Source organism: Escherichia sp. R1, assembly GCF_003000935.1.
GTDB lineage: Bacteria > Pseudomonadota > Gammaproteobacteria > Enterobacterales > Enterobacteriaceae > Escherichia > Escherichia coli.
Genome location: NZ_PSRU01000017.1, coordinates 1 through 16,300, shown reverse-complemented (window position 1 = coordinate 16,300; position 16,300 = coordinate 1). Strand labels below are relative to the sequence as shown.

Below are 16,300 nucleotides of genomic sequence, written 5' to 3'. Positions count from 1 at the left end.
CTTGCCGTAGAATTGCCCGTTTCTCGTATCCCCCCATGAGGAGGACCCCTTCCGTGGACACTCGTTTTGTTCAGGCCCATAAAGAGGCGCGCTGGGCGCTGGGGCTGACCCTTTTGTATCTGGCGGTATGGTTAGTATCCGCTTACTTACCTGGCGTTGCCCCCGGTTTTACCGGCTTTCCGCGCTGGTTTGAGATGGCCTGCATCCTGACGCCGCTGCTGTTTATTGGACTGTGCTGGGCGATGGTGAAATTTATCTATCGCGATATCCCACTGGAGGATGACGATGCAGCTTGAAGTAATTCTACCGCTGGTCGCCTATCTGGTGGTGGTGTTCGGTATCTCTGTTTATGCGATGCGTAAACGGAGCACTGGCACCTTCCTTAATGAGTATTTCCTCGGCAGCCGCTCTATGGGCGGTATTGTGCTGGCGATGACGCTCACCGCGACCTATATCAGTGCCAGTTCGTTTATCGGCGGGCCTGGAGCTGCTTATAAATACGGCCTGGGCTGGGTATTGCTAGCGATGATTCAGCTTCCTGCAGTCTGGCTTTCGCTCGGTATTCTCGGCAAGAAGTTCGCAATTCTTGCGCGCCGCTATAATGCGGTGACGCTGAACGATATGCTGTTTGCCCGCTACCAGAGTCGTCTTCTGGTATGGCTGGCGAGTTTGAGTTTGCTGGTTGCGTTCGTTGGTGCGATGACCGTGCAGTTTATCGGCGGTGCGCGCCTGCTGGAAACCGCGGCGGGTATTCCTTATGAAACCGGGCTGCTGATTTTCGGTATCAGCATTGCGTTGTATACCGCCTTTGGCGGCTTTCGCGCCAGCGTGCTGAACGACACCATGCAAGGGCTGGTGATGCTGATTGGCACCGTTGTGCTGCTTATTGGCGTGGTACATGCCGCAGGTGGTTTAAGTAATGCGGTAGACACGCTGCAAACCATCGATCCGCAACTGGTTACGCCACAAGGCGCTGACGATATTCTGTCGCCTGCCTTTATGACGTCGTTCTGGGTACTGGTGTGCTTTGGCGTTATAGGCCTGCCGCATACTGCGGTGCGCTGTATCTCTTATAAAGACAGCAAAGCCGTACATCGGGGGATCATTATCGGTACGATTGTAGTCGCAATCCTGATGTTCGGTATGCATCTGGCCGGAGCGTTAGGTCGGGCGGTGATCCCCGATCTCACCGTACCGGATCTGGTGATCCCAACGTTAATGGTAAAAGTGCTGCCACCGTTTGCTGCCGGGATCTTCCTGGCTGCGCCTATGGCTGCGATCATGTCGACAATTAACGCCCAACTGCTGCAAAGTTCCGCTACGATCATTAAAGATCTCTATCTGAATATCCGTCCGGATCAAATGCAAAACGAGACGCGTCTGAAGCGGATGTCGGCGGTGATCACGTTGGTTCTCGGTGCGTTGCTGCTGCTTGCCGCCTGGAAGCCGCCAGAAATGATCATCTGGCTGAATTTGCTGGCCTTCGGTGGGCTGGAAGCCGTTTTCCTGTGGCCGCTGGTGCTGGGTCTTTACTGGAAACGCGCCAACGCCAAAGGCGCGCTAAGTGCGATGATCGTTGGCGGCGTGCTGTATGCCGTACTCGCGACGCTGAATATTCAGTACCTGGGCTTCCACCCTATCGTGCCCTCGTTACTACTAAGTTTGCTGGCTTTCCTGGTCGGAAACCGTTTCGGTACATCCGTCCCGCAAGCTACCGTTTTGACTACTGATAAATAAAGAGTTTTGCCATGCCTTGGATCCAACTGAAACTGAACACTACCGGCGCGAACGCGGAAGATCTTAGCGATGCGCTGATGGAAGCGGGTGCCGTTTCTATCACTTTTCAGGATACCCACGATACGCCAGTATTTGAGCCGCTGCCGGGCGAAACGCGCCTGTGGGGCGACACCGATGTGATTGGTCTGTTCGACGCTGAAACCGATATGAACGACGTGGTGGCGATTCTGGAAAACCATCCGCTGCTCGGCGCGGGCTTCGCGCATAAAATCGAACAACTGGAAGATAAAGACTGGGAGCGCGAATGGATGGATAATTTCCACCCGATGCGCTTTGGTGAACGACTGTGGATCTGCCCAAGCTGGCGTGATGTGCCGGACGAAAACGCCGTCAACGTGATGTTAGACCCAGGGCTGGCGTTTGGTACGGGTACCCATCCAACTACCTCTCTGTGCCTGCAATGGCTCGACAGCCTCGATTTAACCGGTAAAACAGTCATCGACTTTGGCTGCGGTTCCGGCATTCTGGCTATTGCGGCGCTGAAACTGGGTGCAGCAAAAGCCATTGGTATTGATATCGATCCGCAGGCGATCCAGGCCAGCCGCGATAACGCCGAACGTAATGGCGTTTCTGATCGTCTGGAACTCTACTTACCGAAAGATCAGCCAGAAGAAATGAAAGCCGACGTGGTGGTCGCTAACATCCTTGCAGGCCCATTACGTGAACTGGCACCGTTAATCAGCGTCCTGCCAGTTTCAGGCGGTTTGCTGGGCCTTTCCGGTATTCTGGCAAGCCAGGCAGAGAGCGTTTGCGAAGCTTATGCCGACAGCTTCGCTCTGGACCCGGTCGTGGAAAAAGAAGAGTGGTGCCGCATTACCGGTCGTAAGAATTAACCTTCGCATCGCCGTATGGCGACGCAGAGCGAAGTGCGAGCGATGTCACAAAAGGCACGTTAATTTGCCGATTATTTACGCAAATTTGCGTGCCAAAATTTTCATTCATAAAGAAAAATTGAGAACTTACTCAAATTTCTTTGAGTGTAAATTTTAGTCACTATTTTCTAATATGATGATTTTTATGAGTAATTATCGCGCTACGCTCATTTTAAATGCAATTCTTTGATCCATCTCAGAGGATTGGTCAAAGTTTGGCCTTTCATCTCGTGCAAAAAATGCGTAATATACGCCGCCTTGCAGTCACAGTATGGTCATTTCTTAACTCATGCGCATCGGACAATATCAGCTCAGAAATCGCCTGATCGCAGCGCCCATGGCTGGCATTACAGACAGACCTTTTCGGACGTTGTGCTACGAGATGGGAGCCGGATTGACAGTATCCGAGATGATGTCTTCTAACCCACAGGTTTGGGAAAGCGACAAATCTCGTTTACGGATGGTGCACATTGATGAACCCGGTATTCGCACCGTGCAAATTGCTGGTAGCGATCCGAAAGAAATGGCAGATGCAGCACGTATTAACGTGGAAAGCGGTGCCCAGATTATTGATATCAATATGGGTTGCCCGGCTAAAAAAGTGAATCGCAAGCTCGCAGGTTCAGCCCTCTTGCAGTACCCGGATGTCGTTAAATCGATCCTTACCGAGGTCGTCAATGCAGTGGACGTTCCTGTTACCCTGAAAATTCGCACTGGCTGGGCACCGGAACACCGTAACTGCGAAGAGATTGCCCAACTGGCTGAAGACTGTGGCATTCAGGCTCTGACCATTCATGGCCGTACACGCGCCTGTTTGTTCAATGGAGAAGCTGAGTACGACAGTATTCGTGCAGTTAAGCAGAAAGTTTCCATTCCGGTTATCGCGAATGGTGACATTACTGACCCGCTTAAAGCCAGAGCTGTGCTCGACTATACAGGGGCGGATGCCCTGATGATAGGCCGCGCAGCTCAGGGAAGACCCTGGATCTTTCGGGAAATCCAGCATTATCTGGACACTGGGGAGTTGCTGCCCCCGCTGCCTTTGGCAGAGGTTAAGCGCTTGCTTTGCGCGCACGTTCGGGAACTGCATGACTTTTATGGTCCGGCAAAAGGGTACCGAATTGCACGTAAACACGTTTCCTGGTATCTCCAGGAACACGCTCCAAATGACCAGTTTCGGCGCACATTCAACGCCATTGAGGATGCCAGCGAACAGCTGGAGGCGTTGGAGGCATACTTCGAAAATTTTGCGTAAACAGAAATAAAGAGCTGACAGAACTATGTTCGAACAACGCGTAAATTCTGACGTACTGACCGTTTCTACCGTTAACTCTCAGGATCAGGTAACCCAAAAACCCCTGCGTGACTCGGTTAAACAGGCACTGAAGAACTATTTTGCTCAACTGAATGGTCAGGATGTGAATGACCTCTATGAGCTGGTACTGGCTGAAGTAGAACAGCCCCTGTTGGACATGGTGATGCAATACACCCGTGGTAACCAGACCCGTGCTGCTCTGATGATGGGCATCAACCGTGGTACGCTGCGTAAAAAATTGAAAAAATACGGCATGAACTAATTCAGGTTAGCTAAATGCTTGATTAAAAAGGCGCTACTCGGCATGGGGAAGCGCCTTTTTTATAGGTGTCACAAAGGGAGTGACCATGAGAACAGGATGTGAACCGACCCGATTTGGTAATGAAGCAAAGACCATCATCCAGGGTGATGCATTAACCGAACTTAAAAAGCTCCCCGCCGAAAGTGTCGATCTGATCTTTGCCGACCCACCGTATAACATCGGTAAAAATTTTGATGGTCTGATCGAAGCCTGGAAAGAAGATCTGTTTATCGACTGGCTGTTTGAAGTGATTGCAGAGTGCCATCGCGTTCTGAAAAAGCAGGGCAGCATGTACATCATGAATAGCACGGAAAACATGCCCTTTATCGATCTCCAGTGCCGCAAGCTTTTTACCATCAAAAGTCGCATCGTCTGGTCATATGACAGTTCTGGAGTGCAGGCGAAAAAACACTACGGCTCCATGTACGAACCCATCCTGATGATGGTGAAAGACGCAAAGAACTACACGTTCAACGGTGATGCTATTCTGGTAGAAGCCAAAACCGGATCGCAGCGCGCGTTGATCAATTATCGCAAAAATCCTCCACAGCCTTACAATCATCAAAAAGTACCGGGTAACGTCTGGGATTTTCCGCGCGTGCGTTATTTGATGGATGAATATGAAAACCACCCGACGCAAAAACCGGAAGCCTTGCTGAAACGCATTATTCTCGCCTCTTCCAACCCAGGCGATATCGTTCTCGACCCGTTTGCCGGTAGCTTTACTACCGGTGCCGTAGCCGTCGCCAGCGGGCGAAAATTCATTGGTATTGAGATCAACAGCGAGTACATCAAAATGGGGCTTCGACGGCTGGATGTCGCGTCGCATTACTCTGCGGAAGAACTGGCGAAAGTGAAAAAAAGAAAGACCGGCAACCTGTCAAAACGAAGCCGGTTAAGCGAAGTTGCCCCCGATCTCATTGCAAAGTAAAGGAAGTGTAAGCCTGGTTTTCAGATTATTCATTTCGTGTATATTTCCTGCCAGACTTGGTTAAACATGCACAGGCTCAGGTAATGATTCGCAAGTATTGGTGGCTCGTCGTTTTCGCTGTCTTCGTTTTTCTGTTTGATACTTTACTGATGCAGTGGATTGAACTGCTGGCAACAGAAACAGACAAATGCCGCAATATGAACTCAGTTAATCCACTAAAACTGGTTAACTGTGACGAACTGAATTTTCAGGACAGAATGTGAATTTATATGACACTTAATTCATTCGTTTTATGAATTAATTTCGTTATGTTTTCATCTGGCATGAACATTCTTAATACGTTATCGACCAGAGCGGGGGCTTGTTTATAAAGATCATAACCCGCCATATTCATTAACCAGTTTTGAACAATTCCGCTGAAGGCACCATCAATAATAATCATCACAACATCTAAATCGAGATTATTTGCTACACAACCTTGTTGCTGACACGCCTGCAATACTTCGCGGAGAGTCTGCGGATTAAAGCCCATCTTTTCGCGTATCACTCCCTCGGCCAGCATCTCATCATTAAATTCACATTTGTGATATAAGATTTTCAGCAACGCCTGCTGGCGGGGAATTTTGGCAATATATTGCAAACCGACAATCAATTTTTCACGCAATTGCTGAAACGGGTCATGCTCTAACCCAGCGGTCAAGTGATCCTGGATTAACTCCCGCAATGAAGGCTGTTGCAACCACATCTCATTAAACAGTTGAGTCTTGTTTTCGAAGTGCCAGTAGATAGCGCCACGCGTAACGTTAGCAGCGTCGGCAATGTCGTTGAGCGTCGTCTTGCTTACGCCATGCTGCGCAAACTGGGCGATGGCAGTTTCAATCAGTTCTTGCCGGGTCTTCAGGGCTTCAGCTTTGGTTCTTTTTGCCATGATTAATTATTCAGGAAATAAATATATTCGACACAGGATGAGAAAATAGCGAAGGTTAATCTATCACCTAATGTGTATTTATACGAGAGGCTAATATTGCGTTGCTATAAATCGTCAAATAAATGATATGTATTATTTACATAAAATACATTCACTTGACCTATACATATTTCAATTTACGAGATTTTAATTCTATTTCTTTCATTCCGCGTCAAAACAAAACAGTAGAATATTAATCTTTTTTTGTGTTTATGTGCCTTGAGTTGCCAGTATTCATAACTATTCCTTACATCGACGAATGATAATTTGTAGGATAGCGAACTGTATTTTTCTTTCTGCGAGTTAACGCATTGCCTTTTTGGGCAAATAACGCGCTTTTGGTTTTTTGAGGAATAGTAATGACGAAACATGCCAGGTTTTTCCTCCTGCCCTCCTTTATTCTGATCTCCGCGGCTTTAATCGCCGGTTGTAACGATAAGGGAGAAGAGAAAGCTCACGTCGGTGAACCGCAGGTTACCGTTCATATTGTGAAAACGGCCCCGTTAGAAGTTAAGACTGAATTACCAGGCCGCACCAATGCTTACCGTATAGCCGAAGTTCGCCCACAGGTTAGCGGGATCGTACTGAATCGCAATTTCACTGAAGGCAGCGATGTGCAAGCAGGCCAGTCCCTGTACCAGATCGATCCCGCGACCTATCAGGCAAGTTATGACAGCACGAAAGGCGAACTGGCGAAAAGTGAAGCCGCCGCCGCCATCGCGCATTTGACGGTAAAACGTTACGTTCCGCTCGTGGGTACGAAATACATCAGTCAGCAGGAGTACGACCAGGCCATTGCTGATGCTCGCCAGGCCGATGCCGCCGTGATTGCCGCAAAAGCCACAGTCGAAAGCGCTCGCATCAATCTCGCTTATACCAAAGTGACTGCGCCAATTAGCGGACGTATCGGCAAATCGACCGTGACCGAAGGCGCTCTTGTCACTAATGGGCAAACGACTGAACTGGCGACTGTCCAGCAGCTCGATCCTATCTACGTTGATGTGACCCAATCCAGCAACGATTTTATGAGGCTGAAGCAATCCGTAGAGCAAGGAAATTTGCATAAGGAAAACGCCACCAGCAACGTAGAGTTGGTCATGGAGAACGGTCAAACCTATCCCCTGAAAGGTACGCTGCAATTCTCCGATGTGACCGTTGATGAAAGCACCGGCTCCATAACCCTACGTGCTGTCTTCCCTAACCCGCAACATACGCTTTTGCCGGGTATGTTTGTGCGCGCACGGATTGATGAAGGCGTCCAACCTGACGCCATTCTTATCCCGCAACAAGGCGTTAGCCGCACACCACGTGGTGATGCAACCGTGCTGATTGTTAACAATAAAAGTCAGGTTGAAGCGCGCCCTGTCGTTGCCAGTCAGGCGATTGGCGATAAATGGTTGATTAGCGAAGGTCTGAAATCTGGCGATCAAGTCATTGTCAGCGGCCTGCAAAAAGCGCGTCCGGGAGAGCAGGTTAAAGCCACTACCGATACCCCCGCAGATACTGCATCGAAGTAAGGCAATCTGACATGGCAAACTTTTTTATTCGACGACCGATATTTGCATGGGTGCTGGCCATTATTCTGATGATGGCGGGCGCACTGGCGATCCTACAATTGCCCGTCGCCCAGTATCCAACCATTGCGCCGCCTGCGGTTTCTGTTTCGGCAAACTATCCGGGTGCTGATGCGCAGACCGTGCAGGATACAGTGACGCAGGTTATCGAACAGAATATGAACGGTATCGATAACCTGATGTATATGTCCTCCACCAGCGATTCCGCCGGTAGCGTGACAATTACCCTTACCTTCCAGTCCGGGACCGATCCTGATATCGCGCAAGTGCAGGTGCAGAACAAACTCCAGCTCGCCACGCCGTTGCTGCCGCAGGAGGTTCAGCAGCAGGGGATCAGTGTTGAAAAGTCCAGTAGCAGCTATTTGATGGTGGCGGGCTTTGTCTCTGATAACCCAGGCACCACACAGGACGATATCTCGGACTATGTGGCCTCTAACGTTAAAGATACGCTTAGCCGTCTGAATGGCGTCGGTGACGTACAGCTTTTCGGCGCACAGTATGCGATGCGTATCTGGCTGGACGCCGATCTGCTAAACAAATATAAACTGACACCGGTTGATGTGATTAACCAGTTGAAGGTACAGAACGATCAGATCGCTGCCGGACAGTTGGGCGGAACGCCAGCGTTACCAGGGCAACAGTTGAACGCCTCGATTATTGCTCAGACGCGGTTAAAAAATCCGGAAGAATTCGGCAAAGTGACCCTGCGCGTAAACAGTGACGGCTCGGTGGTACGCCTGAAAGATGTCGCACGGGTTGAACTTGGCGGTGAAAACTATAACGTTATCGCTCGTATCAACGGAAAACCGGCGGCGGGCCTGGGGATTAAGCTGGCAACCGGCGCGAATGCTCTCGATACCGCGAAAGCCATTAAGGCAAAACTGGCGGAATTACAGCCATTCTTCCCGCAGGGAATGAAGGTTCTCTACCCTTATGACACCACGCCTTTCGTCCAGCTTTCTATCCAGGAAGTGGTGAAAACGCTGTTCGAAGCCATTATCCTGGTATTCCTGGTGATGTATCTGTTCTTGCAGAACATGCGGGCAACATTGATACCCACCATTGCTGTACCTGTCGTGTTGTTAGGGACATTTGCCATACTCGCCGCTTTTGGTTACTCCATCAATACGCTAACGATGTTTGGGATGGTACTTGCCATCGGACTTCTTGTTGATGATGCGATAGTCGTTGTGGAGAACGTCGAGCGCGTAATGATGGAGGATAAACTCCCCCCCAGAGAAGCGACGGAAAAATCGATGTCGCAAATCCAGGGCGCGCTGGTAGGTATCGCGATGGTACTGTCGGCGGTATTTATTCCGATGGCATTCTTCGGTGGCTCAACAGGGGCAATTTATCGACAGTTCTCTATCACTATTGTTTCAGCAATGGCGCTTTCAGTACTGGTTGCGCTGATTCTCACCCCCGCGTTATGTGCAACATTGCTGAAACCAGTCTCTGCCGAGCATCACGAAAATAAGGGAGGATTCTTCGGCTGGTTTAACACCACTTTCGATCATAGCGTTAATCACTACACCAATAGCGTTGGCAAAATCCTCGGTTCCACAGGGCGATATTTACTGATCTATGCGCTGATTGTTGCAGGAATGGTGGTGTTGTTTTTACGTCTTCCGTCTTCCTTCTTACCTGAAGAGGATCAGGGTGTCTTTCTGACCATGATTCAGTTACCCGCTGGCGCGACGCAAGAGCGGACGCAAAAAGTGTTGGATCAAGTGACGGATTACTATCTGAAGAACGAGAAAGCGAACGTTGAAAGTGTCTTTACAGTTAACGGCTTTAGCTTCAGCGGCCAGGCACAAAACGCCGGTATGGCCTTCGTCAGTCTGAAACCGTGGGAAGAGCGTAGTGGTGACGAAAACAGTGCGGAAGCAGTAATCCATCGTGCAAAAATGGAATTGGGCAAGATCCGCGACGGTTTTGTCATTCCATTTAATATGCCAGCCATTGTTGAACTAGGCACGGCAACGGGTTTCGACTTTGAGTTAATTGATCAGGCTGGGCTGGGTCACGATGCCCTGACCCAGGCCCGTAACCAGTTGCTTGGCATGGCGGCGCAACATCCTGCCAGCTTAGTCAGCGTGCGCCCTAATGGCCTGGAAGACACCGCGCAGTTTAAACTGGAAGTTGACCAGGAAAAGGCGCAGGCATTAGGTGTTTCACTTTCTGACATCAATCAGACCATTTCAACGGCGTTGGGTGGGACTTACGTTAACGACTTCATCGACCGTGGTCGCGTGAAAAAGGTGTATGTTCAGGCGGATGCCAAATTCCGTATGCTGCCAGAAGATGTCGATAAACTTTATGTCCGCAGCGCCAACGGCGAAATGGTGCCATTCTCTGCCTTTACCACTTCACATTGGGTGTATGGCTCTCCGCGACTGGAACGCTACAACGGTCTGCCGTCAATGGAGATTCAGGGGGAAGCCGCGCCAGGAACCAGTTCCGGCGATGCTATGGCGTTGATGGAAAACCTTGCGTCAAAATTACCGGCGGGCATTGGTTATGACTGGACGGGTATGTCATATCAGGAACGTTTATCGGGAAACCAGGCTCCCGCTCTGGTAGCAATTTCCTTTGTGGTTGTTTTCCTGTGCCTTGCTGCACTCTATGAAAGCTGGTCAATTCCTGTCTCGGTTATGTTGGTCGTGCCGTTAGGGATTGTCGGCGTGCTACTGGCGGCGACACTCTTTAATCAAAAAAATGACGTCTACTTTATGGTGGGCTTGCTAACGACAATTGGCTTGTCGGCTAAAAACGCTATTTTGATTGTTGAGTTCGCTAAAGATCTCATGGAGAAAGAGGGTAAAGGTGTTGTTGAAGCGACACTAATGGCAGTACGTATGCGTCTGCGTCCTATCCTGATGACCTCTCTCGCCTTTATTCTCGGCGTATTACCGCTGGCTATCAGTAACGGGGCCGGCAGTGGCGCGCAAAACGCAGTCGGTATCGGGGTAATGGGCGGAATGGTCTCTGCAACGTTGCTGGCAATCTTCTTCGTGCCAGTGTTCTTTGTGGTGATCCGTCGATGCTTTAAAGGATAAATCAGAAACATAAAGGCGCTTTCAGGCGCCTTTTTTATTTTCAGTGAACCCCATAAAAATTAATAAGATATTCTTCTTCTCACTCTTTAAAAACTTTCTATAGTTCCCGCTCCCTTCACTATTTTTACAATTCACATAAATTGTCATTATTCATTCCGCAAGATTTATAACCTCCAGTGATAAAATGGCATTCAGCTCGTTAATAAGAGAGTTAACTTATTAAGCGTTAGCGTTTATTACTGAGGTAACACCATGAAAAGATTAATTCCTGTGACATTGCTCACCGCATTGCTGGCGGGCTGTGCTCACGATTCGCCCTGCGTTCCGGTTTATGACGATCAGGGTCGTCTGGTTCACACCAATACCTGTATGAAAGGCACGACTCAGGATAACTGGGAAACGGCTGGGGCTATTGCCGGCGGGGCAGCAGCTGTTGCTGGCCTGACGATGGGGATCATCGCTCTGTCGAAATAACTAAACAGGGCGCGGAGCTCCGCGCTCTTTTTAACGATACAGTATCTTTCCATAAGATAAAATATTGCTATATTCTGCTGGGTAATTCCCTGCTGATTTAGCATGTTATATCACGTTATTTCGCTGCTTTCGAAATAACGCATCAATTTAACTTTCACACATCTCACCAGAAATATACTCACGCTAACAATCATTATTCTGCTTAGTAAAAAACGCGTAAATATTTTGCGCCAAAATGTGGCACATGTTTCATTTTCGCACCATTGCGGGGCGCTGTTTTTATTATTTCCTGTCTACACTCAGCTTATTGCGACGCGAAATCGTGCGCAAAAGCTGGCACTACTTTTGCTTATAAGAGGATGGCCACAGACAGGTAAAAGACGTTTCCCAAACGTCCTATAACGATAATTTTCGCCTCACAGGAAGCATTATGAAAAAGATGATGATAGCCACACTGGCTGCCGCCAGCGTGCTGCTTGCCGTTGCAAATCAGGCGCATGCTGGCGCGACGCTTGATGCCGTTCAGAAAAAAGGTTTTGTGCAATGCGGGATCAGTGATGGATTACCTGGGTTCTCTTATGCCGATGCTGACGGTAAGTTTTCAGGTATTGATGTAGATGTTTGTCGTGGTGTTGCCGCTGCTGTATTCGGTGACGATACGAAAGTGAAATATACCCCGCTCACTGCAAAAGAACGCTTCACCGCTTTACAGTCAGGGGAGGTGGATTTGCTCTCCCGTAATACGACCTGGACTTCATCTCGCGATGCCGGGATGGGAATGGCATTTACTGGCGTCACTTATTACGACGGCATTGGCTTCCTGACGCACGATAAAGCGGGGCTAAAAAGCGCGAAAGAACTGGATGGCGCTACCGTCTGTATTCAGGCGGGGACTGATACCGAACTCAACGTCGCCGATTACTTCAAGGCAAATAATATGAAGTACACGCCAGTAACCTTCGATCGCTCTGACGAATCAGCGAAGGCACTGGAATCTGGTCGCTGCGATACGCTGGCCTCGGATCAATCACAACTGTATGCCCTGCGCATCAAATTAAGCAACCCGGCTGAATGGATTGTCTTACCGGAAGTTATCTCCAAAGAACCGCTTGGGCCGGTAGTTCGTCGTGGCGATGATGAATGGTTCTCGATTGTACGCTGGACGCTTTTCGCCATGCTGAATGCTGAAGAGATGGGCATCAATTCCCAGAACGTCGATGAAAAAGCGGCTAATCCGGCAACGCCTGATATGGCACATCTGCTGGGTAAAGAAGGCGATTACGGCAAGGATCTGAAGCTGGATAATAAATGGGCTTACAACATCATCAAACAGGTGGGTAACTACTCGGAAATTTTTGAGCGTAACGTAGGTTCAGAAAGCCCGCTGAAAATTAAACGTGGGCAAAATAATCTCTGGAATAACGGCGGAATTCAGTACGCGCCGCCCGTGCGTTAAGTCGGTGTGAGGTAACGAGCGTCGCTACGGCGGCGCTCTCTTCAGCGTTATGCTTTCCGAGGTTTCTATGTCTCATCGCCGCTCAACCGTTAAAGGCTCACTCTCCTTTGCCAACCCTACGGTTCGCGCCTGGTTATTCCAGATCCTTGCCGTTGTTGCTGTTGTTGGCATTGTTGGTTGGCTATTTCACAACACTGTGACGAATCTCAGTAATCGTGGCATTACTTCAGGTTTTGCCTTTCTGGATCGCGGCGCTGGCTTCGGTATTGTCCAGCATTTGATCGATTACCAGCAGGGTGATACCTACGGACGCGTTTTCATTGTTGGCTTACTCAATACGCTACTGGTTTCTGCATTGTGTATTGTATTCGCTTCTGTTCTGGGCTTCTTTATCGGTCTGGCGCGACTTTCGGATAACTGGCTGCTACGAAAGCTTTCCACAATTTATATTGAGATCTTCCGTAATATTCCGCCATTGCTGCAAATCTTCTTCTGGTACTTTGCCGTATTGCGCAATTTGCCCGGACCACGACAGGCAGTGAGCGCGTTTGATCTCGCCTTTTTGAGCAATCGTGGGCTTTATATTCCGTCGCCGCAGCTGGGAGACGGATTTATTGCGTTTATCCTCGCTGTTGTTATGGCTATAGTCCTTTCAGTTGGGCTATTCCGCTTTAATAAAACATACCAGATAAAGACCGGACAACTGCGCCGCACCTGGCCATTCGCCGCTGTGTTGATCATTGGTTTGCCTTTACTGGCGCAATGGCTTTTTGGCGCAGCACTACTCTGGGATGTCCCAGCCCTTCGAGGCTTTAATTTCCGCGGCGGGATGGTTTTAATTCCTGAACTGGCAGCCTTAACGCTGGCGCTTTCGGTTTATACTTCTGCATTTATCGCCGAAATTATCCGCGCAGGGATCCAGGCAGTGCCTTATGGTCAACATGAAGCAGCTCGGTCACTGGGATTACCCAACCCGGTCACGCTACGCCAGGTCATTATTCCCCAGGCATTGCGGGTGATTATTCCACCGTTAACCAGCCAGTATCTCAACATCGTCAAGAACTCCTCTCTTGCCGCCGCTATTGGCTATCCCGATATGGTTTCGCTGTTTGCTGGCACCGTGCTGAACCAAACGGGGCAAGCCATCGAGACGATAGCCATGACCATGTCGGTCTATCTGATTATCAGCCTGACTATCTCGCTGCTGATGAATATCTATAACCGCCGCATCGCGATCGTTGAACGCTAAGGAGTCATGATGACAAAAGTATTGCTGTCTCATCCCCCGCGCCCGGCGAGCCATAACTCAAGCCGCGCGATGGTGTGGGTGCGAAAAAATCTGTTCTCCAGCTGGAGCAATAGCCTGCTGACTATTGGCTGCATATGGTTGATGTGGGAACTGATCCCACCGTTGCTGAACTGGGTATTTTTGCAGGCTAACTGGGTTGGCTCAACGCGTGCCGACTGCACAAAATCCGGTGCCTGTTGGGTCTTCATCCACGAACGATTTGGTCAGTTTATGTATGGACTTTACCCACACGACCAACGCTGGCGAATTAACCTAGCATTACTGATTGGCCTTGTTTCTATCGCACCAATGTTCTGGAAAATACTTCCGCATCGCAGTCGCTATATTGCGGTCTGGGCGGTGATTTACCCACTGGTTGTCTGGTGGCTGATGTATGGTGGGTTTCTTGGTCTTGATCGGGTTGAAACCCGGCAATGGGGCGGGTTGACGCTAACTTTAATTATTGCATCAGTTGGGATTGCGGGGGCGCTACCGTGGGGGATCTTACTGGCGTTAGGTCGCCGCTCCCATATGCCGATTGTGCGTATCTTATCGGTCATTTTTATCGAGTTCTGGCGCGGCGTACCGCTGATTACCGTATTGTTTATGTCTTCGGTCATGCTGCCGTTGTTTATGGCAGAAGGCACCAGTATCGACAAACTGATCCGCGCGCTGGTTGGCGTGATCCTGTTTCAGTCAGCATATGTTGCGGAAGTCGTGCGAGGCGGATTGCAGGCGCTGCCTAAAGGGCAATATGAAGCGGCAGAGTCGCTGGCATTGGGTTACTGGAAAACTCAGGGGCTGGTTATTCTGCCACAGGCGTTGAAGCTGGTAATTCCTGGGCTGGTAAATACCATCATCGCACTCTTCAAAGATACCAGTCTGGTGATCATCATCGGGTTGTTCGATCTTTTCAGTAGCGTTCAGCAGGCAACCGTTGATCCCGCCTGGTTGGGTATGTCGACGGAAGGGTATGTTTTCGCCGCGCTGATCTACTGGATCTTCTGTTTCAGCATGTCACGTTATAGCCAACATCTGGAAAAACGTTTTAACACCGGGCGTACACCGCATTGAGGACACTATGAGCCAAATTTTACTGCAACCTGCTAACGCGATGATTACGCTGGAAAACGTCAATAAATGGTATGGACAATTCCATGTTTTGAAAAATATAAATTTAACCGTGCAACCGGGCGAACGGATCGTTCTATGTGGCCCTTCAGGTTCCGGTAAATCGACAACCATTCGTTGTATTAATCATCTGGAAGAACATCAACAGGGACGGATCGTGGTAGATGGCATCGAACTTAATGAAGATATCCGCAATATTGAGCGCGTCAGGCAGGAAGTGGGAATGGTCTTTCAGCATTTCAATCTCTTCCCTCATCTGACCGTGTTACAGAACTGTACCCTGGCACCGATTTGGGTACGCAAGATGCCAAAGAAAGAGGCTGAAGCTCTGGCGATGCATTACCTTGAGCGGGTGAGAATTGCCGAACATGCCCAGAAGTTTCCCGGACAGATTTCTGGTGGTCAGCAGCAACGTGTTGCCATAGCACGTTCGCTGTGTATGAAGCCGAAAATTATGTTGTTTGATGAGCCAACGTCGGCGCTCGATCCTGAGATGGTGAAAGAGGTGCTGGATACGATGATTGGGCTGGCGCAGTCGGGTATGACAATGTTGTGTGTAACACATGAGATGGGGTTTGCACGAACCGTCGCTGACCGGGTGATTTTTATGGATCGTGGGGAAATAGTGGAGCAAGCTGCACCTGATGACTTTTTTGCGCATCCTAAATCAGAGCGTACGAGGGCATTTTTATCGCAGGTAATCCATTAATTGAATGTTAGTTCGAAAAGCAAAAAGGCCATCCTTTCGGATGGCCTTTTGCTTGATTTGATGTCTGGCAGTTCCCTACTCTCGCATGGGGAGACCCCACACTACCATCGGCGCTACGGCGTTTCACTTCTGAGTTCGGCATGGGGTCAGGTGGGACCACCGCGCTACTGCCGCCAGACAAATTCTTTTCTAATCTGCCGAACTTTAACCTAAAAAGTGGTGCTGATACCCAGAGTCGAACTGGGGACCTCACCCTTACCAAGGGTGCGCTCTACCAACTGAGCCATATCAGCACGCTAAATTTGATGCCTGGCAGTTCCCTACTCTCGCATGGGGAGACCCCACACTACCATCGGCGCTACGGCGTTTCACTTCTGAGTTCGGCATGGGGTCAGGTGGGACCACCGCGCTAAGGCCGCCAGGCAA

15 protein-coding genes, 1 tRNA gene and 2 rRNA genes are annotated in these 16,300 nt (G+C 49.6%); 14 read left to right on the top strand and 4 right to left on the bottom strand.

Annotated features, from left to right (window positions below; all coding sequences use genetic code 11):
- Positions 1-53: 53 nt before the first annotated feature.
- The 7 genes from C4F37_RS19255 (at position 54) to C4F37_RS19225 (ending at position 5,479) form a co-directional block, all read left to right on the top strand.
- Positions 54-296: a YhdT family protein gene (locus tag C4F37_RS19255; protein ID WP_000381175.1), complete on the top strand. Its 243-nt coding sequence runs from the start codon at positions 54-56 to the stop codon at positions 294-296.
- A complete protein-coding gene (panF, locus tag C4F37_RS19250; protein ID WP_001774054.1) occupies positions 286-1,737 on the top strand; it encodes a sodium/pantothenate symporter in 1,452 nt (483 codons plus the stop codon). The genes C4F37_RS19255 and panF overlap by 11 nt, the downstream gene beginning before the upstream one ends.
- A gap of 11 nt (positions 1,738-1,748) precedes the next feature.
- Positions 1,749-2,630 carry a 50S ribosomal protein L11 methyltransferase gene (prmA, locus tag C4F37_RS19245; protein WP_001145827.1) on the top strand — a complete coding sequence of 294 codons (882 nt, stop codon included), beginning with the start codon at positions 1,749-1,751 and terminating at the stop codon, positions 2,628-2,630.
- Between the two features lie 328 nt (positions 2,631-2,958).
- Positions 2,959-3,924 carry a tRNA dihydrouridine synthase DusB gene (dusB, locus tag C4F37_RS19240; RefSeq protein ID WP_001219652.1) on the top strand — a complete coding sequence of 322 codons (966 nt, stop codon included), beginning with the start codon at positions 2,959-2,961 and terminating at the stop codon, positions 3,922-3,924.
- A gap of 25 nt (positions 3,925-3,949) precedes the next feature.
- On the top strand, positions 3,950-4,246 hold the full coding sequence (fis, locus tag C4F37_RS19235) for a DNA-binding transcriptional regulator Fis (protein WP_000462905.1): 297 nt from the start codon (positions 3,950-3,952) through the stop codon (positions 4,244-4,246).
- An 85-nt stretch (positions 4,247-4,331) separates the two neighbouring features.
- A complete protein-coding gene (gene yhdJ / locus C4F37_RS19230) occupies positions 4,332-5,216 on the top strand; it encodes an adenine-specific DNA-methyltransferase (protein ID WP_001539870.1) in 885 nt (294 codons plus the stop codon).
- An 83-nt stretch (positions 5,217-5,299) separates the two neighbouring features.
- Positions 5,300-5,479 carry a DUF2556 family protein gene (locus C4F37_RS19225; RefSeq protein ID WP_001295275.1) on the top strand — a complete coding sequence of 60 codons (180 nt, stop codon included), beginning with the start codon at positions 5,300-5,302 and terminating at the stop codon, positions 5,477-5,479.
- Between the two features lie 2 nt (positions 5,480-5,481).
- Here the strand turns inward: C4F37_RS19225 and acrS are convergent, their stop codons facing one another.
- A complete protein-coding gene (gene acrS / locus C4F37_RS19220) occupies positions 5,482-6,144 on the bottom strand; it encodes a multidrug efflux transporter transcriptional repressor AcrS (protein ID WP_001129506.1) in 663 nt (220 codons plus the stop codon).
- Between the two features lie 398 nt (positions 6,145-6,542).
- Between acrS and acrE the strand changes: the two genes are divergently transcribed.
- From acrE to C4F37_RS19175, 7 genes are all read left to right on the top strand, one after another.
- Positions 6,543-7,700: a multidrug efflux RND transporter periplasmic adaptor subunit AcrE gene (gene acrE, locus C4F37_RS19210; RefSeq protein WP_001539871.1), complete on the top strand. Its 1,158-nt coding sequence runs from the start codon at positions 6,543-6,545 to the stop codon at positions 7,698-7,700.
- Positions 7,701-7,711: 11 nt separating this feature from the next.
- Positions 7,712-10,816: a multidrug efflux RND transporter permease subunit AcrF gene (gene acrF, locus C4F37_RS19205; RefSeq protein ID WP_001539872.1), complete on the top strand. Its 3,105-nt coding sequence runs from the start codon at positions 7,712-7,714 to the stop codon at positions 10,814-10,816.
- 252 nt (positions 10,817-11,068) lie between these two features.
- Complete coding sequence (locus tag C4F37_RS19200; RefSeq protein ID WP_000825647.1) at positions 11,069-11,290, top strand: membrane protein; 222 nt, start codon at positions 11,069-11,071, stop codon at positions 11,288-11,290.
- 430 nt (positions 11,291-11,720) lie between these two features.
- Positions 11,721-12,746, top strand: coding sequence for an amino acid ABC transporter substrate-binding protein (locus C4F37_RS19190; RefSeq protein WP_000738579.1), 1,026 nt, complete (start codon positions 11,721-11,723; stop codon positions 12,744-12,746).
- Positions 12,747-12,813: 67 nt separating this feature from the next.
- Positions 12,814-13,995: an amino acid ABC transporter permease gene (locus tag C4F37_RS19185; protein ID WP_001539874.1), complete on the top strand. Its 1,182-nt coding sequence runs from the start codon at positions 12,814-12,816 to the stop codon at positions 13,993-13,995.
- A gap of 9 nt (positions 13,996-14,004) precedes the next feature.
- Positions 14,005-15,108: an amino acid ABC transporter permease gene (locus C4F37_RS19180; RefSeq protein ID WP_001539875.1), complete on the top strand. Its 1,104-nt coding sequence runs from the start codon at positions 14,005-14,007 to the stop codon at positions 15,106-15,108.
- Between the two features lie 7 nt (positions 15,109-15,115).
- Positions 15,116-15,874 carry an amino acid ABC transporter ATP-binding protein gene (locus C4F37_RS19175; RefSeq protein ID WP_000078342.1) on the top strand — a complete coding sequence of 253 codons (759 nt, stop codon included), beginning with the start codon at positions 15,116-15,118 and terminating at the stop codon, positions 15,872-15,874.
- 62 nt (positions 15,875-15,936) lie between these two features.
- Here the strand turns inward: C4F37_RS19175 and rrf (C4F37_RS19170) are convergent.
- From rrf (C4F37_RS19170) to rrf (C4F37_RS19160), 3 genes are all read right to left on the bottom strand, one after another.
- Positions 15,937-16,052 (bottom strand): 5S ribosomal RNA (rrf, locus tag C4F37_RS19170).
- 39 nt (positions 16,053-16,091) lie between these two features.
- Positions 16,092-16,167: transfer RNA gene (locus C4F37_RS19165), tRNA-Thr, on the bottom strand.
- Positions 16,168-16,181: 14 nt separating this feature from the next.
- Positions 16,182-16,297 (bottom strand): 5S ribosomal RNA (rrf, locus tag C4F37_RS19160).
- Positions 16,298-16,300 lie beyond the last annotated feature (3 nt).